The sequence below is a fragment of the Novosphingobium sp. genome, assembly GCF_036803765.1.
GTDB lineage: Bacteria > Pseudomonadota > Alphaproteobacteria > Sphingomonadales > Sphingomonadaceae > Novosphingobium.
This window is the reverse complement of sequence record NZ_DAIRTS010000006.1, coordinates 132,629-152,219: the sequence shown is the minus strand read 5'-3', so window position 1 is coordinate 152,219 and position 19,591 is coordinate 132,629. Positions and strand designations below refer to the sequence as shown.

The 19,591-nt window shown below is 67.2% G+C and carries 23 protein-coding genes and 2 riboswitches; of the genes, 9 read left to right on the top strand and 14 right to left on the bottom strand.

Annotated features, from left to right (window positions below):
* Positions 1 to 3: 3 nt before the first annotated feature.
* Complete coding sequence (gene trmFO / locus V7Q48_RS05985; RefSeq protein ID WP_333836867.1) at positions 4 to 1,341, top strand: methylenetetrahydrofolate--tRNA-(uracil(54)-C(5))-methyltransferase (FADH(2)-oxidizing) TrmFO; 1,338 nt, start codon at positions 4 to 6, stop codon at positions 1,339 to 1,341.
* Positions 1,342 to 1,427: 86 nt separating this feature from the next.
* Here the strand turns inward: trmFO and gcvPB are convergent, their stop codons facing one another.
* The 13 genes from gcvPB to V7Q48_RS05920 all read right to left on the bottom strand — a co-directional run bounded on the left by gcvPB (position 1,428) and on the right by V7Q48_RS05920 (position 12,645).
* A complete protein-coding gene (gcvPB, locus tag V7Q48_RS05980) occupies positions 1,428 to 2,990 on the bottom strand; it encodes an aminomethyl-transferring glycine dehydrogenase subunit GcvPB (protein ID WP_333836866.1) in 1,563 nt (520 codons plus the stop codon).
* Complete coding sequence (gene gcvPA / locus V7Q48_RS05975) at positions 2,987 to 4,345, bottom strand: aminomethyl-transferring glycine dehydrogenase subunit GcvPA (RefSeq protein ID WP_333836865.1); 1,359 nt, start codon at positions 4,343 to 4,345, stop codon at positions 2,987 to 2,989. The genes gcvPB and gcvPA overlap by 4 nt, the downstream gene beginning before the upstream one ends.
* 4 nt (positions 4,346 to 4,349) lie before the next feature.
* A complete protein-coding gene (gcvH, locus tag V7Q48_RS05970) occupies positions 4,350 to 4,721 on the bottom strand; it encodes a glycine cleavage system protein GcvH (protein WP_333836864.1) in 372 nt (123 codons plus the stop codon).
* Entirely contained in the window at positions 4,721 to 5,887 is a 1,167-nt protein-coding gene (gene gcvT / locus V7Q48_RS05965; RefSeq protein ID WP_333836863.1) for a glycine cleavage system aminomethyltransferase GcvT, read from the bottom strand. The genes gcvH and gcvT overlap by 1 nt, the downstream gene beginning before the upstream one ends.
* A gap of 32 nt (positions 5,888 to 5,919) precedes the next feature.
* Positions 5,920 to 6,046, bottom strand: a riboswitch (glycine riboswitch).
* A riboswitch (glycine riboswitch) is annotated at positions 6,047 to 6,154 on the bottom strand.
* 38 nt (positions 6,155 to 6,192) lie between these two features.
* Positions 6,193 to 6,879, bottom strand: coding sequence for an NAD(P)H-binding protein (locus tag V7Q48_RS05960; protein WP_333836862.1), 687 nt, complete (start codon positions 6,877 to 6,879; stop codon positions 6,193 to 6,195).
* Entirely contained in the window at positions 6,872 to 8,062 is a 1,191-nt protein-coding gene (locus V7Q48_RS05955) for a deoxyguanosinetriphosphate triphosphohydrolase (protein ID WP_333836861.1), read from the bottom strand. Before V7Q48_RS05955 ends, V7Q48_RS05960 begins: the two co-directional genes overlap by 8 nt.
* A complete protein-coding gene (locus V7Q48_RS05950; RefSeq protein WP_333836860.1) occupies positions 8,059 to 8,754 on the bottom strand; it encodes an aspartate/glutamate racemase family protein in 696 nt (231 codons plus the stop codon). The genes V7Q48_RS05955 and V7Q48_RS05950 overlap by 4 nt, the downstream gene beginning before the upstream one ends.
* Before the next feature lie 115 nt (positions 8,755 to 8,869).
* On the bottom strand, positions 8,870 to 9,196 hold the full coding sequence (locus tag V7Q48_RS05945) for a hypothetical protein (protein WP_333836859.1): 327 nt from the start codon (positions 9,194 to 9,196) through the stop codon (positions 8,870 to 8,872).
* A 70-nt stretch (positions 9,197 to 9,266) separates the two neighbouring features.
* Positions 9,267 to 10,676 carry an NAD(P)(+) transhydrogenase (Re/Si-specific) subunit beta gene (locus tag V7Q48_RS05940; RefSeq protein ID WP_333836858.1) on the bottom strand — a complete coding sequence of 470 codons (1,410 nt, stop codon included), beginning with the start codon at positions 10,674 to 10,676 and terminating at the stop codon, positions 9,267 to 9,269.
* Positions 10,676 to 10,960, bottom strand: a complete 285-nt coding sequence (locus tag V7Q48_RS05935; protein ID WP_333836857.1) for a proton-translocating transhydrogenase family protein — start codon at positions 10,958 to 10,960, stop codon at positions 10,676 to 10,678. Before V7Q48_RS05935 ends, V7Q48_RS05940 begins: the two co-directional genes overlap by 1 nt.
* A 12-nt stretch (positions 10,961 to 10,972) precedes the next feature.
* Complete coding sequence (locus V7Q48_RS05930) at positions 10,973 to 11,281, bottom strand: hypothetical protein (protein ID WP_333836856.1); 309 nt, start codon at positions 11,279 to 11,281, stop codon at positions 10,973 to 10,975.
* Between the two features lie 107 nt (positions 11,282 to 11,388).
* Positions 11,389 to 12,507: an NAD(P) transhydrogenase subunit alpha gene (locus V7Q48_RS05925; protein ID WP_333836913.1), complete on the bottom strand. Its 1,119-nt coding sequence runs from the start codon at positions 12,505 to 12,507 to the stop codon at positions 11,389 to 11,391.
* A gap of 15 nt (positions 12,508 to 12,522) precedes the next feature.
* Positions 12,523 to 12,645 carry an aa3-type cytochrome c oxidase subunit IV gene (locus tag V7Q48_RS05920; protein ID WP_333836855.1) on the bottom strand — a complete coding sequence of 41 codons (123 nt, stop codon included), beginning with the start codon at positions 12,643 to 12,645 and terminating at the stop codon, positions 12,523 to 12,525.
* A 135-nt stretch (positions 12,646 to 12,780) separates the two neighbouring features.
* On the opposite strand from V7Q48_RS05920, the gene V7Q48_RS05915 reads away from it, so the two are divergent.
* On the top strand, positions 12,781 to 14,202 hold the full coding sequence (locus tag V7Q48_RS05915) for a sigma-54-dependent transcriptional regulator (RefSeq protein ID WP_333836854.1): 1,422 nt from the start codon (positions 12,781 to 12,783) through the stop codon (positions 14,200 to 14,202).
* 82 nt (positions 14,203 to 14,284) lie between these two features.
* Positions 14,285 to 15,400, top strand: coding sequence for a potassium channel family protein (locus V7Q48_RS05910; RefSeq protein WP_333836853.1), 1,116 nt, complete (start codon positions 14,285 to 14,287; stop codon positions 15,398 to 15,400).
* Here V7Q48_RS05910 and V7Q48_RS05905 read toward each other — a convergent pair.
* Positions 15,397 to 16,053: a ribonuclease HII gene (locus tag V7Q48_RS05905; RefSeq protein WP_333836852.1), complete on the bottom strand. Its 657-nt coding sequence runs from the start codon at positions 16,051 to 16,053 to the stop codon at positions 15,397 to 15,399. The two genes, V7Q48_RS05910 and V7Q48_RS05905, sit on opposite strands and share 4 nt — an antisense overlap.
* Before the next feature lie 147 nt (positions 16,054 to 16,200).
* Between V7Q48_RS05905 and V7Q48_RS05900 the strand changes: the two genes are divergently transcribed.
* The 6 genes from V7Q48_RS05900 to V7Q48_RS05875 all read left to right on the top strand — a co-directional run bounded on the left by V7Q48_RS05900 (position 16,201) and on the right by V7Q48_RS05875 (position 19,554).
* Positions 16,201 to 16,878: a pyrimidine 5'-nucleotidase gene (locus tag V7Q48_RS05900; protein ID WP_333836851.1), complete on the top strand. Its 678-nt coding sequence runs from the start codon at positions 16,201 to 16,203 to the stop codon at positions 16,876 to 16,878.
* A 52-nt stretch (positions 16,879 to 16,930) separates the two neighbouring features.
* A complete protein-coding gene (dapD, locus tag V7Q48_RS05895; RefSeq protein ID WP_333836850.1) occupies positions 16,931 to 17,767 on the top strand; it encodes a 2,3,4,5-tetrahydropyridine-2,6-dicarboxylate N-succinyltransferase in 837 nt (278 codons plus the stop codon).
* Between the two features lie 98 nt (positions 17,768 to 17,865).
* Positions 17,866 to 18,096 carry a hypothetical protein gene (locus V7Q48_RS05890; RefSeq protein ID WP_333836849.1) on the top strand — a complete coding sequence of 77 codons (231 nt, stop codon included), beginning with the start codon at positions 17,866 to 17,868 and terminating at the stop codon, positions 18,094 to 18,096.
* A gap of 106 nt (positions 18,097 to 18,202) precedes the next feature.
* Positions 18,203 to 18,505 carry an alkylphosphonate utilization protein gene (locus V7Q48_RS05885; protein ID WP_333836848.1) on the top strand — a complete coding sequence of 101 codons (303 nt, stop codon included), beginning with the start codon at positions 18,203 to 18,205 and terminating at the stop codon, positions 18,503 to 18,505.
* A 110-nt stretch (positions 18,506 to 18,615) separates the two neighbouring features.
* Positions 18,616 to 19,044, top strand: coding sequence for an OsmC family protein (locus V7Q48_RS05880; RefSeq protein WP_333836847.1), 429 nt, complete (start codon positions 18,616 to 18,618; stop codon positions 19,042 to 19,044).
* 219 nt (positions 19,045 to 19,263) lie between these two features.
* Positions 19,264 to 19,554, top strand: a complete 291-nt coding sequence (locus V7Q48_RS05875; protein WP_333836846.1) for a hypothetical protein — start codon at positions 19,264 to 19,266, stop codon at positions 19,552 to 19,554.
* Positions 19,555 to 19,591 lie beyond the last annotated feature (37 nt).

Genomic DNA, 19,591 nt, shown 5'->3' with positions numbered 1-19,591 from the left:
CCCATGGCCCATCAGATCCACATTATCGGCGGCGGCATGGCCGGCAGCGAAGCGGCGTGGCAGCTTGCCCGGCGCGGCTTCCAGGTGCGCCTGTCCGAAATGCGCGGCGGCGGCGACATGACGGCCGCCCACCAAGGCACCGGGCTGGCCGAGCTGGTCTGCTCCAATTCGTTCCGATCGGACGACGACGAGAAGAATGCGGTCGGGCTGCTGCATCACGAGATGCGCCGCTGCGACAGCCTCGTCATGGCTGCCGCCGACAAGGCGCGCGTCCCCGCCGGATCGGCGCTCGCGGTCGACCGCGACGTCTTTTCCGCCGCGGTCGAGGCCACGCTGGCGGAATTACCCAACCTCGAAGTGGTGCGCGAGCGCGTCGATACCCTGCCGAGCGAGGGCATGGTGATCGTCGCCACCGGGCCGCTGACCGCGGCATCGCTCGCGGGCAGCATCGGCGCGGCCACTGGCGCCGACAGCCTCGCCTTCTTCGATGCGATCGCCCCCATCGTCCATCGCGACTCGATCGACATGGACATCTGCTGGATGGCGAGCCGGTGGGACAAGGCGTCCGGCCCGGAGAGCACCGGCAAGGACTACATCAACTGCCCGATGGACCGCGACCAGTACTACGCGTTCCACCAGGGCCTGATCGACGGCGAAAAGACCGAGTTCAAGGAATGGGAGGCCAACACCCCCTATTTCGATGGCTGCATGCCGATCGAGGTCATGGCATCGCGCGGGGTCGAAACCTTGCGCTTCGGTCCGATGAAGCCGGTCGGGCTCGACAATCCGCGCACCGGCCGCTGGCCCTATGCCGTGGTGCAGCTGCGCCAGGACAACAAGCTGGGCACGCTGTGGAACATGGTCGGTTTCCAGACCAAGCTCAAGCATGCCGAGCAGGTGCGCCTGTTCCGCACGATCCCCGGCCTCGAAAATGCCGAATTCGCGCGGCTCGGCGGGCTGCACCGCAACACCTTCATCCATTCGCCCACGCTGCTCGATCGCCAGCTGCGCCTGAAGCGCTCGCCCAACATCCGCTTTGCCGGCCAGATCACCGGCTGCGAAGGCTATGTCGAGAGCGCCTCGATCGGGATGCTGGCCGGGCTCATGGCCGCCAGCGAGCTGGCCGGCCGTGACTGGACACCGCCGCCGGCGACGACCGCGCTTGGCGCGCTGCTCAGCCATATCACCGGCGACGCGGAGGCCGAGACCTATCAGCCGATGAACGTCAACTTCGGGCTATTTCCGCCGGTCGATCCCAGCGTAAAGAAGAAGGTGCGCAAGGAAGCGTACACCACGCGCGCCAAGGCCGATATCGCAGGCTGGATCGAAACCCTGGCCTGAGCCGCCCGCGCGGCTGCCCGATTTTTGCCCCGTCATTCAGACGACACCCGCCCCCTCCCCGCATGGAGAGAGGGCGGGTTTCATCATCAGGCCGCTTCTGGTGTCCACACCAGGCGCGGCTTGCGCGCGGCGCGCGTCTCGTCGACGCGGCGGCGCGGTGCCAAATGCGGCGCGGTCTTGAGTGCCGGGTCGCCGGCCTTGGCACGCGCAGCCAGGCTTTCCATCGCGGCGATGAACTGGTCGAGGCCGGCCTTGCTTTCGGTTTCGGTCGGCTCGATCAGCATGGCGCCGTGGACGACGAGCGGGAAATAGACCGTCATCGGGTGGAAGCCCTCGTCGATCAGCCCCTTGGCGAGATCGAGCGTCGAGAACCCTTCGGCGAAGGTGTCGTCGCTGAACAGCGCCTCGTGCATGCACGGACCTGCGGCCCCGAACGGCGCATGGAGCAGACGCTCAAGCCGGCGCAGAACGTAATTGGCATTGAGCACCGCGTCGCCCGAGGCTTGGGCAAGCCCGTCGGCGCCGTGGCTGAGGATATAGGCCAGCGCGCGCGTGAACATGCCCATCTGCCCGTGGAACGCGCACATGCGCCCGAACGCGCCCGGCGCAGCCTCGACCGCATCGGGCTCCTCGACCAGGTGCAGCAGCCCGTCCGCGCCCGCGGCGACGAAGGGCAGCGGCGCGAAGGGTGCAAGCGCCTCAGACAGCACCACCGGCCCGGCACCCGGCCCGCCCCCGCCGTGCGGCGTGGAGAAGGTCTTGTGCAGGTTGATGTGCATGGCATCGACGCCGAGGTCACCGGGACGCACGCGTCCGACGATGGCGTTGAAGTTGGCGCCGTCACAATAGACGTAGCCGCCCGCAGCATGGACCGCATCGGCGATGGTCTTGAGGTCGCGCTCGAACAGCCCGCAGGTGTTCGGGTTGGTGATCATCACCCCGGCGACATGCGGGCCGAGTTTGCCGACCAGTGCGGCCAGATCGACGCGCCCGTCGTCGGTCGCGGGGATCGACTCCACGCGGAAGCCCGCGAAGGCGGCCGTGGCCGGGTTCGTGCCATGCGCGCTTTCGGGCACGAGGATCACGTCGCGCTTGTCGCCGCGGGCATCGAGCGCCGCGCGGATCGCCAGCAGGCCACAGAGTTCGCCATGGGCACCCGCCTTGGGCGTCATCGCGACGGCGGCCATGCCGGTCAGCGTGACCAGCCAGTGCGCCAGTTCGTCGATGACCTTGAGCGCGCCCTGCACCGTGGCTTCGGGCTGCAACGGATGGACGTCGGCAAAGCCCGCCATCCGCGCGACCTTCTCGTCAAGGCGCGGGTTGTGCTTCATCGTGCAACTGCCGAGCGGAAACGGCCCGAGGTCGATGGCATAGTTCTGGCGCGACAGCCGGGTGTAGTGACGCACCGCTTCGGGTTCGCTGAGGCCTGGCAGGTCGACCGGGGCACTACGCAGCGGCAGGCCGGCGAGCGGCGCGCCTTCCACGACGTCGAAATCGACGCCGCACTGGTCGGCGCGGCCAAGTTCGAACAGCAGCGGCTCTTCGAGATGCAGCGCCCGATTTCCGGTCACTGTCGGCGGGACGTCGTGCGAGGCCGGGCTGCGCTCGCCCATCTCGGGGCGCCAGCCTGCGGGATTGAGTACGGTCATGCCAGCACCTCCGTCAGCGCAGCGACCAGCGCCGCAATATCCTCAGTCGTCGTCAGTTCGCTGGTCGCCACCAGCAGCACGTTGGCCAGAGCAGGTGCGTTCGGCACGAGCCGCGACAGCGCCACGCCGCCAAGCACGCGGCGCTTGGCCAGTGCATCGACGACTTCTGCAGCAGGCTTCGGCAGCGTCACCGCGAATTCATTGACGTAGTGCGCATTGACCAGCGCCACCCCGGGGACGGTGCCGAGCGCCTTCGCCGTCTCGACCGCACGCAGGTGGCTGGCACGCGCCATCTGCGCAAGCCCGCTCCCGCCGAGCAAGGTGAGATGAACGCTGAAGGCCAGCGCGCAAAGCCCTGAATTGGTGCAGATATTGCTCGTCGCCTTTTCGCGGCGGATATGCTGCTCGCGCGTCGACAGCGTGAGGACGAACGACCGCTTGCCATCTGCATCGACGGTCTCGCCGCACAGGCGTCCGGGCATCTGCCGCACGAACTTCTCGCGGCATCCGAACAGGCCGAGGTACGGCCCGCCGAACTGAAGGCCAACGCCCAGCGACTGCCCCTCGCCCACCACGATATCGGCCCCCAGCGTACCAGGGCTTTCGATCAGGCCGAGCGCAACCGGCTCGGTGACGACCGCCACCACCAGCGCGCCTTGTGCCGCTGCCGCAGCAGAAATCCGCGCGAGATCGGGAATACGGCCCAGCACATCGGGATACTGCACGAGCACGCAGGCGGTCTCAGCGTCGATCGCCGCGATCACGGCGTCATCGTCGGCCTGCGCGTCCAGCACCGGTGCTGACGTCACCAGCGTGTCGCCGGTGAAGCGGGCCATGGTCTGCGCGGTGCGAACGTAGTGCGGATGCAGGCCGCCTGAGATCACCGCCTTGCTGCGCCGCGTGATGCGGCCGGCCATGGCGATCGCCTCCCAGCACGCGGTCGACCCGTCGTACAGCGAGGCATTGGCGACATCGGTGCCGAACAGGCGCGCCACCTGGGTCTGGAACTCGAACAGCACCTGCAATGTGCCTTGCGCGATTTCCGGCTGATAGGGGGTGTAGGCGGTGAGGAACTCGCCGCGCTGGATCATGTGGTCGACGGTCGCCGGCACATGATGGCGATAGGCGCCCGCGCCGAGGAAGAACGGGACCGACCCGGCGCTCAGGCTCTCGGCCGAGAGCCGGGCCATGTGACGCTCGACCGCCATTTCGCTGGCATGGCCTGGCAAGCGGGCGATCGGACCATCGAGCCGCGCTTCGGCAGGCACGTCGGCGAACAGCGCCTCGACGTCGGGCGCGCCGATCGCGGCGAGCATCGCGCCGCGATCGGTGTCATTGAGGGGGAGATAGCGCATCGTCTCAGAGGCCTCCCACGTGGGCAGCATAGGCATCGGCATCCATCAGGCCATCGAGTTCGCCGGCATCGGCGAGCGTCATGCGCCACAACCAGCCCTCGCCCTCGGGTGCCGAGTTGACGAGTTCTGGTGCGTCTTCGAGCGCCGGGTTTACTTCGGTGACGCTGCCCGAAACCGGGGCATAGACGTCCGATGCGGCCTTGACCGAGTCGACGACCGAGGCGCTGTCACCCTTGCCGAGCGTGGCGCCGACGGCGGGCAGCTCGACGAAGGTGATGTCGCCCAACTGGCTCTGCGCATAATCGGTGATCCCGACGGTCGCGGTCTGGCCTTCAACGACGAGCCATTCGTGATCGGTGGTGAAATAGCGGGTCATCAGGCGGCTCCTTTGCGCACATAGCGAGGGGGGGTGAAGGGAAGCGAAGTGACGGTGGCGGCGAGCGTCTTGCCGCGCACCAGGATGGAAAGCGGGGTGCCGGGCTGCGCCAGCGCGGTCTCGACGAAGCCCATGGCGATGGGCCGCTCGAGCGTCGGGGCGAAACCGCCCGAGGTGACGGTGCCGACACTGCGGCCCTCGCGAACGATCTCGGCGCCCTCGCGCGCGGCCATGCGCCCCTCGATCAGCAGGCCGACGCGGCGCCTCGCCGGGCCCTGGGCGAACGCCGCCGCGATCTGGCCCGCGCCAGGGAAGCCGCCTTCGGCGCGGCGACGCGCCGGAATGGCAAAGCCGAGGTCGGCCTCGACCGGGTCGATGTCGGGCGACAGGTCATGGCCGTAGAGCGGCAAGCCGGCCTCGAGCCGCAGCGAATCGCGCGCACCCAGGCCGATCGGCTTGACGCTGGGCACCGCAATCAGCGCATCGGCAAGCGCCTCTGCGGCATCGGCCGGGACCGAGATCTCGAAGCCGTCCTCGCCGGTATAGCCCGAGCGGCTGATATCAAGCCGGACATTACCCCAGCGAAACGCGCCGGCCTCCATGAAACGCAGGTCGGCGAGCGCGGGGCCGCCGTCCTGCCAGGCCACCAGGTCCAGCGACGCCAGCGCCTGTGCAGCGGCCGGTCCCTGCAGCGCCAGCAGCGCGTGGCCGGTCAGATGCTCCAGCGTCACACCCGCAGGCAGGCGCGCGGTGATGTGGGCGATGTCGGCATGCTTGGTCGCACCGTTTACCACGACGTAGAATGCGTCGCCGCGATTGGTCACGATCAGGTCGTCGAGAATGCCGCCATCGTCTGCAAGAAGCAGCGAATAGCGCAGCTTTCCCGCCGCAAGCGTTTGGAACGCACCAGGCAGCAGCGTCTCGAGCGCGGCGGCGACGTCGGCGCCTTGGAGGATCAGCTGGCCCATGTGAGAGACGTCGAACAGCCCGGCCTGGCTGCGCGTCCATAGATGCTCGGCCATGATGCCTTCGTATTGGACGGGCATGTGGTAGCCGGCGAATTCGACCATGCGGCCGCCGCGTGCGCGGTGCCAGGCGTCGAGCGGAAGATCGAGAACGGCGGGGCATTCGCCCGCGTCGGGGGCGAGATCGTATGTGTCACTCACAAGTTTCAACTCCGCACAGAGATGCACCAATCGGTGCCCCCTCTGTCACGGAAACCTGAGAGCTTTCCCCCGCGCCCTCTCCCGGGCGCATTGGCGGGGTTACCCCTTCGGCGGCTCTCCCTCTCTGCGGAAGGAGCAGCACTTTCCAGAGTGTCGCTATCGACCCATGCGGTCCGTTAGCCTGAGAGTTTCCGGGGCGGTTGCTCCTTCGGCGCCTCAGCCATTTCACATATGCGAATCAGCTGCGAGCTCTCCCGCGCGGGTCAGCGACAGGCCCCGCCCTTCGCGCATCGCCCGTGCTCAAGTCAACCGCGCTGCGCCAACCTGTGGATTTCGCGGCCCGTGTGGATCGTCATCCGCGCCGATGCGGCGGCGTCGGCGCCCAGACACGCGAGGGCAGCGGCTGCGACGGTGCTTGCGCGTATGCTGCGATAATCCGAAAAACGCCCGGCGAGGAGCGGGCCGAGCAGCGGAAGCACGGTCATCCCGATGCGCTCGCCCAAGCGCAGCGGCCCCTCGCGCCGCCCGACCAGCAGGCCGGGGCGCAGGATGTCGAGACGCGCAAAATCCAGCTTGCCCAGATCGGCCTCAGTCTCGCCCTTCACGGCCGCATAGAACAGCTTTGCGGCCGGATCGGCGCCGACCGAGCTGACAAGAACGGCCTGCCTGGCTCCGGCATCGTGCGCAGCCTTGGCGCACGACAGGGCCAGATCGTGGTCGACCGCGCGGAACGCGGCCTTATCGCCGCCCACGGCCGCGATGGTGGTGCCAAGGGCGAGGATCACGGCATCGGGCCGGATGGCTGCGATCGCGGCGGGCCACTGCGCCGGGGCGGCCACCAGTTGCTCCATCCGTGCGCCAACGGGCATCGCGGCGGCACGGCGGCCGAGTGCGACGATGCGCAGGTCATCGCGCCCCACCGCCGCCTGCATCACCGCCTGCCCGACCATGCCGGTTGCGCCGACGAGCAGCACGCGGCGCGGCTCAGACATTGCTGAGCCCCTCGGGCACATCGCCGGTCAGCGCGGAGTACCGCTCGATTGCATAGCGGTCGGTCATCCCGGCAATGAAATCGGCGATCGTGCGCAGCCGCCCCGTTTCGTTGGCCGGGAGACGCTCGCGCCACGACGCGGGCATCAGGCTTTCGTCGGCGCGATAGGCATCGAACAGCGTGGCGACGACCGATCGGGCCCGCTCGGCAGCCGCGACCTGTTCGGGGTGATAGTAAAGCCGCGCGTACATGAACTGCTTGAGCACGCGCTCCTCGCGCCGCATTTCCTCGGAAAAGCCGCAAAGCGTGCGACCGGCGGCGCGCACGTCCGCCGCATTGGCAACGCCGCTGTCGGCGATGCGCAGGCGCGTTTCGGTGATGACGTCGTTGACCATCCGGCCGATCTGGCCGCGCACTAGTTCGCGCTGCAGCCGCTCGCGCGGGGCCTCGGGGTACCGTCGCTCGATCGCGTACCATTGTTCCGCCAGCGAAGGCAACTCGAGCAGGTCCTCGACGCCGAGGAAACCGCCGCGCAGGCCATCGTCGATGTCGTGATTGTCGTAGGCGATGTCGTCGGAGATCGCCGCGATCTGGGCTTCTATCGAGGCATGGCTCGACAGGTCGAGCGGGAAGGCCGCATCGAGTTCGGCCAGGGCCCAGCCGGGCTTGCGCACCGGGCCGTTGTGCTTGGCCAATCCCTCGAGCATTTCCCAGGTCAGGTTCAGACCGTCATGCTCGACATACGGGCTTTCGAGCCGCATCAGCACGCGCAAGGTATTGGCATTGTGGTCGAAACCGCCAGCCTCGGCCATCGCGGCCTCGAGCGCATCCTCCCCGGCATGGCCGAACGGCGGGTGGCCGATGTCATGGGCAAGGCACAGCGCCTCGGTCAAGTCCTCGTCGGCGCCCAGTGCGCGGGCGATTACCCGGCCGATCTGCGCCACTTCGAGGCTGTGGGTAAGACGCACGCGATAATGATCGCCATCGGGCGCGATGAAGACCTGCGTCTTGTGGCGCAGCCGACGAAACGCGATCGAGTGGATGATCCGGTCGCGATCGCGCTGGAACTCACTGCGCGGGCCGCGCACGCCGCCGTCCTCGAGCACGAATTCGCGCCCACGTGAGGCATGTGGGTCCGATGCCCAGGGCGCCAGCACGCCGGTCAGCCCCAGCATGTCGATCATCCTTCGCCCAGAATCCAGTCGACCGCGGCCTCGGCATGGATGCGCGTGCCGTCGTAGATCGGCAGGACGTTGGCATCGACGTCGATCACCATATCCAGCTCGGTGCACCCAAGGACCACACCCTGCGCACCGGCCTGGCTCATGTTGGTGATGAGCGTCTTGAACGTGCGCTCCGCCGAGCGGGTGGCGCGGCCCTGCATCAGTTCCTCGTAGATGATGCGGTCGATCTCGTCGACGTTGTCCATCACCGGGGGCAGCAGTGTGACGCCATGCGCCACGAGACGCTTGCGGTAGAAGGTCTCGAGCATGACGTTGCGCGAGCCGATCAGCGCGGCAGTCTTGGTCCCGTTGGCCTCCATGCGTGCGCCCACTGCATCGGCGATATGGATCACCGGTACGGACACTGCGGCGACGATATCGTCATAGGCCCGGTGCATCGAGTTCGCGCCGATCAGGATGGCGGTGGCTCCGGCCTGTTCGAGCCGGCGGGCGCTGTCGATCAGGACGCCGGTGGCGCGCGCCCATTCCTCGGCGGTGGACAGCCGGGCGAGCGGCGCGAAGTCGAGGCTCTCGATCAGGAGCGGGGCACTCGACAAGGTGCTGGTCCGCCCCTGCACGAGGCGATTGATGTGCTCGTAATAAGTACGGGTCGAAACCCAGCTCATGCCGCCAATCAGGCCGATCTTGCGCAAAACGTGGTCTCCTGTCGGCCGCTGGTCCCCGGCCGTTTGCACCCTGGCCTTACGCAAGCCGCCGCCGCAGGTCCACCCGTCGAGCGGTGCGGCCCGCCGCGCAAAGCGGCACGCGTCACCGCTTTTCGGGGGCCAGACCGGTGGCGCAGAGCAGGGCCGCGCTGGTCGTCACCTCGATCAGCTGACGATCACCCACGCGGCGCACGGTATAGACGTAATCGGCCAGCGTCCGGCGCTCCGCCCGCAGCGCTTCCAGCCGGCGCAGCTGGCCGATCGAAAGCCGGTCGGTCATGCGCTCGGCCATGCAGGCCGCATTGCGATCGGAGAGGCCCGCATCGACAAGCGCCGAGCGGACGCGTCCCTCGGCCAGCTTGGACATGCAGCCACCGAGAGCCAGTGCGGTGAGGATAGCGACGGCGGTCATGCGGGGAGCGATGGTCATGGGTGGTTGGTTGCGCTGACTGCACAGCATGTCAATTGGGGTTGCGTCAGGGTTCAATTACCCGAGCAGATCAGTGCTGCAGCGCCTTGACGATATCCTCGACCATCTTCTTGGCATCGGCCAGCAGCATCATCGTCTGGTCCATGTAGAACACGTCGTTGTCGACGCCGGAATAGCCGACGCCGCCCATGCTGCGCTTGACGAAGAAGATCGTCTTGGCCTTTTCGACGTCGAACACCGGCATGCCATAGATGGGCGATGACTTGTCGGTCTTGGCCGCTGGGTTGACGACGTCGTTGGCGCCGATGACGAAAGCGACGTCTGCCTGCGCGAACTCGCCCTGGATGTCCTCGAGCTCGAAGACCTCGTCATAAGGCACGTTGGCTTCCGCGAGCAGCACGTTCATGTGGCCTGGCATGCGGCCTGCCACGGGGTGGATCGCGTACTTCACGTTGACCCCGTTGGCCTTGAGCACGTCACCCATTTCGCGCAGCACATGCTGCGCCTGGCTGACCGCCATCCCATAACCGGGGATGATGATGACGTTCTCGGCTTCCTTCATCAGGAAGGCTGCGTCCTCGGCGCTGCCGCGCTTCCACGGGCGCTGTTCCTTGGCCGCGCCGCCGCCGCTGGCCGCCTCGGCGCCGAAGCCGCCCGCGATGACCGACAGGAACGAGCGGTTCATCGCCTTGCACATGATGTACGACAGGATCGCGCCCGAAGAACCGACGAGGGCGCCGGTCACGATCATGGCGGTGTTGTGCAGCGTGAAGCCCATCGCCGCGGCGGCCCAGCCGGAATAGCTGTTGAGCATCGAGACGACGACCGGCATGTCCGCGCCGCCGATCGGAATGATCAGCAAAAAGCCGATGAGGAACGACAGTGCGGTGATGGCGATGATAACCCACGCGCTCTCGTCCTGCGTGAACCACGCGACGAGGCCGAGTATTGCCGCCAGCGTGCCGAGGTTGATGACGTGGCGCCCGGGCAGCAGGATCGCCGCGCCGCTCATCTTGCCGGCGAGCTTGAGGAAAGCGATGATCGAGCCCGAGAAGGTGATCGCACCGATGGCGATGCCGAGGCCCATCTCGATGCGGCTGTCGGGATTGATGACGCCACTGGGCAGCAGAATTCCGAAGGCCTCCGGGTTGGCATAGGCCGCGAGGCCCACCAGTACCGCCGCCAGACCCACCAGCGAGTGGAACGCGGCCACGAGCTGCGGCATCGCGGTCATCTGGATGCGCCGGGCGATGACGAAACCGATTCCGCCGCCGATCGCGATGGCCACGGCAATCTCGGGCAGGCTGGCGATCGAATGCGTGACCAGAGTCGTCGCCACCGCGATCGTCATGCCGATCATGCCATAGCGATTGCCCGCGCGGCTGGTGCCGGGTGACGACAGGCCGCGCAGCGCCATGATGAACAGCACGCCGGCGACGAGGTAGGCGAGCCCCACCCAGGGAGAAGTGTTGTGTTCCATCACTTCTTCTCCTTCTTCTTGTACATCGCCAGCATGCGCTGCGTGACGGCGAAACCTCCGAAGATGTTGATCGAGGCGAGCACGACGGCGCCGAGTCCCAGCCCCTTGGCCAGGGGCGAACCTGCAGCCGCCGAGGCTACCAGCGCGCCCACGATGATGACCGAGGAGATCGCGTTGGTCACCGCCATGAGCGGCGTGTGCAGGGCCGGCGTCACCGACCAGACGACGTAATAGCCGACGAAGCAGGCGAGCACGAAAATGCTCAGGATCGATATGAAGTCCATCTCGGCGCCCCCCTATGAACCGCCCGGCCCTGCGGCCAGCATTCGCCTGACCGCGGCCGTTGCCCGGTCGAAATCGGAAATCAGGCTTGCGTATGCCGTGCGCGGCGTTTCCTGCGGCCCGACGATGCACGATGTGTCGACGTCGGCGCGCGAAGACTTCCAGCGCTGCCTGGCCTTCGCCAGCATGGCAGCAGCCGACCCACCGCGCATGGTTGTCACGACGCCATCATAACGACGCAACGCTGAACGATACGACGCGAGAGCCTGTCTGCTGCGATCGAGCCTGAGACAGTTCGTCGCCATGTCGCGGCTCTGTTCCATCTCGAACAGGCGTTGCGCAAACTCGGGAGACGCCCCCACTGCTGCGGATGATGACGCTGCACTTGCGATGCAAAGCGCAGCGGCCATCCATCCTGAACCGGCGCGTCTCACCCCTTCAGCCTCTCGTGAACGACTTGGCCACCTTGCGTCAGGCGGATGGCGTTGCCGATCTCCTCATCAAGAACCGGCCGGCCCTGTTCCTTGTCCCAGAAGGCCGAGAGGAAATTGTAGAGGTTGCGGCTGAACAGCGCCGAGGCGTCAGCGGGCAGCAGCGCCGGGGTATTGGCGTAGCCGACGATCTTGACGCCATGCCGCTCCACCACTTGGTCCGCCACGCTCCCCTCGACGTTGCCGCCCTGCGCGACCGCGAGATCGTAGATCACCGAGCCTGGCCGCATCGTCGCGATCTGCGCGTCTGAGATCAGGCGCGGCGCGGCCCTGCCCGGGATCAGCGCCGTGGTGATGACGATATCCTGCTTGGCGATGTGGCTGGAGACCAGTTCGGCCTGCGCCGTCTGGTATTCCGGGCTCATCTCGGTGGCATAGCCGCCCGCGCCTTCACCCTCGATACCGGCGACCGCCTCGACGAAGATCGGCTTGGCCCCGAGCGAGAGGATCTGTTCCTTGGTGGCTGAACGCACGTCGGTGGCGGAGACCTGCGCGCCGAGGCGCCGGGCGGTGGCAATCGCCTGGAGGCCAGCAACGCCGACGCCCATGATGAAGGCCTTGGCCGCCGTGACCGTTCCGGCGGCGGTCATCATCATCGGGAAGGCGCGGCCATAGAGGTTGGCCGCAACGAGCACGGCCTTGTAGCCCGCAAGGTTGGCCTGCGACGACAGGATGTCCATCGACTGGGCCCGCGTGATGCGCGGCATGAATTCCATCGCCAGCGCCTCGAGCCCGAGGGTCGCATAGTCGTCGATCCGGGGCCGCTGCCCGAAGGGGTCGAGCCCCGCGACGATCCAGGCCCCTGGCGCCACGCCGCTCAGCAGGGCCGGATCGGGCCCCTGGACGCCCAGCACGATGTCCGCCCCGGCCGCGGCGGCGCTTTCGACCAGCGTGGCACCGGCGGCGGCAAAGTCGGCATCGGCGATGCCTGCTGCCGTCCCCGCCCCCGCTTCGACCACCACGCCCGCGCCTAGCGCGGCAAACTTGCGGACGGTTTCGGGCGTGGCGGCCACGCGGGTTTCACCGATCGCGCGTTCCCGCAGGACGGCGATGGTCAGGCCCCGGGGCACGGCTTACTTGATGATCAGTATGACGAAGGCCACGATCAAGGCGATGACGGGCACCGAGACCTTGATCATCGAGACGAAGCCTTCGTACGTCGCGCGCGCGCTCTTGATGTCGTTGGCAGGCGTCATGCTCACTCTTCCCCTGATGTTCTGATCTTGCGCCATGCTTATCGACAGCCCGGTCGCGGCTCAAGCCTTGATGCGCTTAATCCGGTCTTTACCGGAACCATGCCAATGCGTCAGTGTTGCAAAGACGGGAAAATCATGGCCGACGCCGACGAACGCCTGCTGATGCTGATCGATGATGAACCGGCGCAATGCCGTCTCATCACGGCGCTGGCTGCGCGCGAGGGATGGCGCACCATCGTCGCCCGCGATTCCGAAACCGCCATCGCCACGCTCGGTACGCGCCAGGGCATGCAGCTGGGCGCGATCATCCTCGACCAGTGGGTGCCGGGCGATGACGCCTGCCTGCTGATCGCCGAACTCAAGGCTCGCCGCCCCGCCCTGCCGATCCTGATGCTCACCACCAGCGCTTCGCCCCTGCTGGCGGTCGAGGCGATGCGGGCCGGCGCGACGGATTACCTCATCAAGCCGGTGGCGCCCGACCGGCTGCTCCAGGCGCTGCGCAGCGCGACCAATCGCGAACCGCCCGTCGCCGAACTCCAGCCGATGACCGAGAAAATCGGCACGACGCTCGATTTCGACTCGATGATTGGGGCGGCCCCCGCGTTCCGGGCCGCGCTGGCCGTCGCGGCCAAGGCGGCACGCACCCAGCAGACGGTGCTGATCGAGGGTGAAAGCGGCAGCGGCAAGGAAATGCTGGTGCGGGCGATGCACGCCGCCAGCCCGCGCGCCAAGGCGCCGCTGCGGTTCGTCAATGCCGGCGGCATCCCCGCCAATCAGATCGAGAGCGTGCTGTTCGGGCATGAGAAGGGTGCCTTCCCAGGCGCCTTCGACCGTCACATCGGCGCCCTCCAGCACGCCGATGGCGGGACGGTGGTAATCGACGAGATCGACTGCCTGCCCGAAGCCATCCAGGAGCGCCTCGCGCGCTTCCTCGTGCGCGGCGACGTCCAGCCCGTCGGTGCGCGGCATTCGTTCCGAATCGATGTGCGCCTGCTGGCCTGCAGCAATGCACCCTTGCGCGAACTCGTCGATGCCGGGGAGTATCGCGCCGATCTGCTCAATGCCCTGGCCGGCGTCCATGTCCATCTTCCCGCGTTGCGCGAGCGGGCAGGCGACATTCCCGCCCTCGCCCGCTATTTCCTGGCGCGGATCGGCGAGCAGCCGGGCCTGCGTCCGCTTGGGATCACCGACAGCGCGCTGGGGCTGCTCAAGGCCTATGACTGGCCCGGCAACGTACGCCAGCTGCAAGCCACGCTGTTCCGCGCCGCGGTCTTCTGCGACGCCGAGACGCTGACCGCACAGGATTTCCCGAACCTCTCCACTATGGTTGGCGAAGCACCACGCAGCGCCGCCCCGTCGATCAGTGACGGGGCCGGCGTCATGCTGTTCACCCCCGATGGCAATCTCCGGCCCCTCGAGGAAATCGAGGCCGACGTCATCCGCCTCGCCATCGGCCATTATCGCGGCCGCATGACCGAAGTTGCCCGCCGGCTGGGCATCGGGCGCTCGACCCTTTACCGCAAGCTGTCCGAACTCGGGATCGACAACGCCGCCTGACCCCGGCACGCGACGCGCCAAGGCACCGCACGGCTGGACAGCCGACGGATCGGACGCCACGATGCGCTGAACGGCGGGGGCCATGACACCACGACAGACATCGAGCGAATCGGCATTCGCGCAAGGGGCGAACACCCTGCTGGGCTCGCCGCTGCGCCTGTTGTCGGGCACGCTGCTTTACGTCGCCACACTGTTCGCCATCTCGACGATGGGCTACGTGCGCGCCGGATGGCCGCTGGGCGATGCCGCCTACATGGTGCTGCTCACGATCTTCTCGGTCGGTTATGGCGAAGTGCGGCCGATCGACACCACGTTCTTGCGGCTGTGGACGACGATGACGATCGTGCTCGGCTGCACCGGCATGATCGTGCTGACTGGCGCTCTGGTCCAGGTGTTCACCCTGTTCCAGTTTCGCCGCCTGATGGGACTGGACCGCATGCAGACCGAGATCGAGCGCCTCACCGGGCATACCATCATCTGCGGCTATGGCCGCATCGGCGTCCAGCTGGCGCGCGCGCTGGCGGAGGCCAATCATCCGTTCCTGGTGCTCGAGCGCAGCCCGGCCAAGGCCGACGAGGCGCGGGCCCATGGCTGCCTCGCGCTCGTGGGCGAAGCGACGCTTGAGGAAACCCTGCGCGAGGCCGGAATCACCCGCGCCCGCGTCCTCGCGACGGTGCTGCCCGATGATGCAGCCAACGTGTTCATCACGCTGTCGGCGCGCAACCTCAATCCCGCCGTCGAGATCATCGCCCGCGGCGAGGCACCCACGACGGAAAGCAAGCTGCTTCACGCCGGAGCCGACAAGGTCGTGCTGCCCACCCACATCGGGGCGGAGCGGATGACCGAGCTGATCCTCTACCCGGCCACCGGCAAGGCCATGGCCGACGGCAGCGCGATGGGCGAGGTCAAGCGCAAGCTCCACGACTTCGGGCTCGACCTCGAGGTCGTGATCTGCCCGCCGCGCGGCGCGCTGACCGGCGCCACCGTTGGCGAGGCCGAGCAGCGCGGCAACGGGGCGTACTTCATCGTCCAGATCGACCGGGCCGGCGGCCAGCAGATCGAACACCCCGGCGAGGACGTGCGCCTCGAGGCCGGCGATCGCGTGATGCTCGTGGTGCGCGGCAGTCGGCTGTCGGCGGGCGCGATCTTTTCGTCGCCGGCAAGGCCGGTGAAACACGGTCGAACGCTGGTGCGCTAAATCAGGACCAGCTGCGCCACGGGTGCGAAGCTGCGCCGGTGCAATGGCGTCGGGCCATGCGTGCGCAGCGCGGCAAGGTGTTCGCGCGTGCCGTAGCCGGCGTTGCGCTCCCAGCCGTAGTGCGGGTGAAGCTCGGCCGCGGCGCGCATCAGGCGGTCGCGGTGTTCCTTGGCGATGATCGAGGCGGCCGAAATGCATGGCTCGACTGCGTCGCCGCCGACGATCGGCCGGGCCGGCCAGCACCAGTCCGCATGGCGCCCGTGCGGCGTCAGGTTGCCGTCGACCCGGACCTCCCCCACCTCGCCCTCGAGTGCCGCGACGAGGCCCTGCACCGCAAGCGTCATCGCCATCATCGTCGCGCCGAAGATGTTGAGCCGGTCGATGTCGGCCGGGTCAACCACGCCGACCGCCCAACGGCACCGCGCCTTGATTTCCTCCTCGAGAACCGAGCGCCGCTTGGCCGACAGCACTTTGGAATCGGCGAGGCCCGTCGGCGGCCGGCGGCATAGCACCACGGCTGCGGCGACGACCGGACCCGCCAGCGGCCCGCGACCGGCCTCGTCGACTCCGATGACGTGGCCGGTGACGCGCGGAAGACGTGGGCGGCTTGGTGTTCGGGGGCGCGAGGCGACAGTGGGCGATGGGTCGGTCATGGCGTGCCATGGCCTATCGCCCGCCTCTTGCCTTAGTGCAAGTACCCGGCCGCCTGCCCCTCCGTCGCGCCCTCACCCCTTGCCCTGATCCGCGATCCGGGGCACCCCGACCAGCCGCAGCGCGCCGCTGCGTTGCAAGGATGACCGATGCCGTTCGACCCCTCACGCGTGGATTGCTGGATCTTCGACCTCGACAACACGCTGTATCCGGCCTCGTGCACCCTGTTCGACCAGATCGATGTGCGCATGGGCCGGTTCATCGCCAACCTGCTGGGGTGCGACGACGCCGAGGCGCGGCGCATCCAGAAGATGTACTTCCACGACCACGGCACCACGCTGGCCGGATTGATGCATTACCACGCGGTCGATCCGCAGGAATTCCTGGCCTTCGTCCATGATGTCGACATGAGCGTCCTGGCATCGGCCCCGCCGCTGGCCGAACGTCTACGCCGCCTGCCCGGGCGCCGGCTGATCTTCACCAATGGCGATGCGCCTTATGCCAACCGCGTGCTCGACGCGCTGGGCATCGCCGACTGCTTCGACGGGATGTGGGACCTCGTCGCGATGGAATACAAGCCCAAGCCCGAGCCATCGGCCTATCGCGGCGTGATCGAGGCCTTCGACATAGACCCGGAACGAGCGGTGTTCTTCGAGGATTCGGCACGCAATCTCACCCCGGCCAAGGCGCTGGGCATGCAGACGGTGTGGCTCGACTATGCCACCGAATGGGGCGATCGCGCCAAGGACGACGCCGCGATCGACGAGACGATCGACGATCTGGCCGCCTGGCTCGATGCGCTTGCCGCCGATGGCACGCTCGGCTAGGCGCCGCCGGGACAACCGCAGAACCACCAGACCAGCGTCGGAGACACGACCCATGACCGCACAGCTCGAAGCCGCCATCGAAGCCGCCTGGGAGGCCCGCGCCTCGGTGACCCCCGACAGCAGCGACGTGCGCGCGGTTGTCGAGCAGGCGCTGGAACTGCTCGACACCGGCGCGGCTCGCGTTGCGGAAAAGGTCGATGGCGAATGGCAGGTCAACCAGTGGCTCAAAAAGGCGGTGCTCCTGTCGTTCCGCCTCAACGACAATGCCGTGATCGATGGCGGTGCCGCCGGCGCCCCGGCGTTCGACAAGGTCCCTTCCAAGTTCGCCGACTGGGATGACGCGCGCTTTCGCGCCGGCGGCTTCCGCGTGGTGCCCGGTGCCGTCGCACGCCGCGGCGCCCATATCGGCAAAGGCGTCGTGCTCATGCCCAGCTTCGTCAACATCGGTGCCTTCGTCGACGAGGGCACGATGGTCGACACATGGGCGACCGTCGGTTCGTGCGCGCAGATCGGCAAGAACGTCCATATCTCGGGCGGCGCCGGCATCGGCGGGGTACTCGAGCCGCTGCAGGCCGGCCCCGTCATCATCGAGGACGGCGCCTTCATCGGTGCGCGTTCCGAAGTGGCCGAGGGCGTGATCGTCGGCGAAGGGGCCGTGCTGTCGATGGGCGTCTATCTCGGCGCCAGCACCAAGATCGTCGACCGCGCCACCGGCGAGGTTCACATCGGCCGCGTGCCGCCTTACGCCGTGGTCGTGCCCGGTGCGATGCCCGGCAAGCCGCTGCCCGATGGTACGCCGGGGCCCTCGCTCTATTGCGCGGTGATCGTCAAGACCGTCGACGCGCAGACCCGCAGCAAGACCGGCATCAACGAGTTGCTGCGCGACTGAGTACGGAACCAGCGCCCGTCCTCGAACGTAGGTTCGGCAAGACAGGGATGACCGTCTTATCGGTCATCCGCCCGATCCGGCGACAGGAGAGCGTTGCGATGCAGCACGATCATACCACGGGCGAGACCAACGCACAGGCGTCCTCGCCTCGATTGACCACCGAAGAAGCACGCGGCGGCACCGGCCTCAACGTCGTCCGCTGGGTGCTCCTCATCAGTCTGGCCCTGGCCGTCCTCGCCCTCTCGGCAGTATGGCTGACCGGCGCCTTCAACAGCGCCCAGCCCAATTCCGACGGCGTCGTCAGCGGCCAGGCCACCCCGACCTCGTAACAGAAAACCCCATGATCGCCTGTCGATCACGGGGTTTTTCGTGATTGGGCTGGTGCAACCCCCTCTAAACCGGCATGGCACCCGCGTTCAGACATATGGGGGGACCATGAGCGACGAAGATTACGTCTACGACGAGGATACCGGCGAATGGATGTCGACCTCTGATCTTGCAGCGCGACGCGCGGCTGCCGATCGGATCGAGGTCCGCGATGCGGTCGGCAACCTGTTGTCCGATGGTGACCAGGTAACCCTGATCAAGGATCTGGACGTCAAGGGTGCGGGCCAGACGCTCAAGCGCGGCACGCTGATCAAGTCGATCAGGCTGACGGGCGACGCGCAGGAAATCGACTGCCGTTTCGATGGCATAAAGGGACTGGTGCTGCGCGCTGAATTCGCCCGCAAACGGTAGGCCGACCCGAATCAACCGCGCGCCGTTGAGGCGGGCCGGACAGCTCGCGGGACTGGAACGGGCATGGTGCAGCCGCGTTGGAGCGGCGAACACCACGAAGGAGTTTTTCCATGCCCACCAGCAAAGCATCCGCACGGTACGAAGGGTTCGGCAAGTCCGGCAAGGGCTCGATCAGCACGGCGTCGGGCGTATTGAGCGAACAGCCCTACGGCTTCGGCACGCGCTTCGAAGGCAAGCCGGGTACCAACCCCGAAGAGCTGATCGCCGCAGCGCACGCAGCCTGCTTCACAATGGCGACCAGCTTCGCCCTGGCACAGGCCGGCCACAACGACGGCACGCTGGAAACCCAGGCCAAGGTCACGCTGGAGAGCGACGGCCCGGGGTTCAAGGTCACGTCCTCGGCCCTGACGCTCGAGGCCACCATCGCCGGAATCGACGAGGCCGAATTCGGCCGCATCGCCGACGAGGCGAAGGCGAATTGCCCGATTTCCAAGTTGCTCAATTGCGAAGTGACGCTTGAGCGGTCGCTCAAGAACTGATCCAAGGGCAGGCGCGGCTGTCGTTCGTTTGGCGGCCGCGCCCGATCCCATGGATTTCAATGTTTTGCTTTAACCGCAAAACACGGTTGCATTTCGTGCAATCCGGTAGGCAACCTAATCAATTGCCGCGCCGCCCCCCGTGCGCGAAGGGGGCGCCAACCATAACACAATAGACGGGTGTCCGAAGGCAATCTCACCTAGATCACAGGGGACATTGCCATGCTTCATTCTTTCTTCGCGATCGCCGCAGCCGCCGTGCTCGTCGCCGCTCCTGCCGTCGCTTCGGCCCAGACCAGCGACCAGTTTGCCTACAAGGGCGTGAGCTACGCCTACACCACCGAAACCAAGGGTGACGAACAGATCGTCCGTGGCACCGCCTATGCCGGCAAGGTGCCGTTCGAGCTGCACATCCGCAAGAAGAACGTCCAGGGCACGTTCAACGATCGTCCGGTCACCTTTACGCTCGACGACGTTAAGAAGCTTGGCATCGCCGTCAATCCGGCGAAGTAAGCACTCCGAAAGTTAGGCGGCGTCACGCCGCCTTGTC

Bases quoted from the DNA above. Each gene is read 5' to 3' on its own strand.
- V7Q48_RS05910 (WP_333836853.1), top strand. From the start codon at position 14,285: ATGACACCACGACAGACATCGAGCGAATCGGCATTCGCGCAAGGGGCG.
- V7Q48_RS05930 (WP_333836856.1), bottom strand. From the start codon at position 11,281: ATGGAACAGAGCCGCGACATGGCGACGAACTGTCTCAGGCTCGATCGC.
- V7Q48_RS05935 (WP_333836857.1), bottom strand. From the start codon at position 10,960: ATGGACTTCATATCGATCCTGAGCATTTTCGTGCTCGCCTGCTTCGTC.
- gcvH (WP_333836864.1), bottom strand. From the start codon at position 4,721: ATGACCCGCTATTTCACCACCGATCACGAATGGCTCGTCGTTGAAGGC.
- V7Q48_RS05880 (WP_333836847.1), top strand. From the start codon at position 18,616: ATGCCCACCAGCAAAGCATCCGCACGGTACGAAGGGTTCGGCAAGTCC.
- V7Q48_RS05915 (WP_333836854.1), top strand. From the start codon at position 12,781: ATGGCCGACGCCGACGAACGCCTGCTGATGCTGATCGATGATGAACCG.
- V7Q48_RS05955 (WP_333836861.1), bottom strand. From the start codon at position 8,062: ATGATCGACATGCTGGGGCTGACCGGCGTGCTGGCGCCCTGGGCATCG.
- V7Q48_RS05945 (WP_333836859.1), bottom strand. From the start codon at position 9,196: ATGACCATCGCTCCCCGCATGACCGCCGTCGCTATCCTCACCGCACTG.
- dapD (WP_333836850.1), top strand. From the start codon at position 16,931: ATGACCGCACAGCTCGAAGCCGCCATCGAAGCCGCCTGGGAGGCCCGC.
- gcvPB (WP_333836866.1), bottom strand. From the start codon at position 2,990: ATGACCGTACTCAATCCCGCAGGCTGGCGCCCCGAGATGGGCGAGCGC.
- gcvPA (WP_333836865.1), bottom strand. From the start codon at position 4,345: ATGCGCTATCTCCCCCTCAATGACACCGATCGCGGCGCGATGCTCGCC.
- V7Q48_RS05905 (WP_333836852.1), bottom strand. From the start codon at position 16,053: ATGACCGACCCATCGCCCACTGTCGCCTCGCGCCCCCGAACACCAAGC.
- trmFO (WP_333836867.1), top strand. From the start codon at position 4: ATGGCCCATCAGATCCACATTATCGGCGGCGGCATGGCCGGCAGCGAA.
- V7Q48_RS05890 (WP_333836849.1), top strand. From the start codon at position 17,866: ATGCAGCACGATCATACCACGGGCGAGACCAACGCACAGGCGTCCTCG.
- V7Q48_RS05885 (WP_333836848.1), top strand. From the start codon at position 18,203: ATGAGCGACGAAGATTACGTCTACGACGAGGATACCGGCGAATGGATG.
- V7Q48_RS05920 (WP_333836855.1), bottom strand. From the start codon at position 12,645: ATGACGCCTGCCAACGACATCAAGAGCGCGCGCGCGACGTACGAAGGC.
- V7Q48_RS05900 (WP_333836851.1), top strand. From the start codon at position 16,201: ATGCCGTTCGACCCCTCACGCGTGGATTGCTGGATCTTCGACCTCGAC.
- V7Q48_RS05940 (WP_333836858.1), bottom strand. From the start codon at position 10,676: ATGGAACACAACACTTCTCCCTGGGTGGGGCTCGCCTACCTCGTCGCC.
- V7Q48_RS05875 (WP_333836846.1), top strand. From the start codon at position 19,264: ATGCTTCATTCTTTCTTCGCGATCGCCGCAGCCGCCGTGCTCGTCGCC.
- V7Q48_RS05960 (WP_333836862.1), bottom strand. From the start codon at position 6,879: ATGTCTGAGCCGCGCCGCGTGCTGCTCGTCGGCGCAACCGGCATGGTC.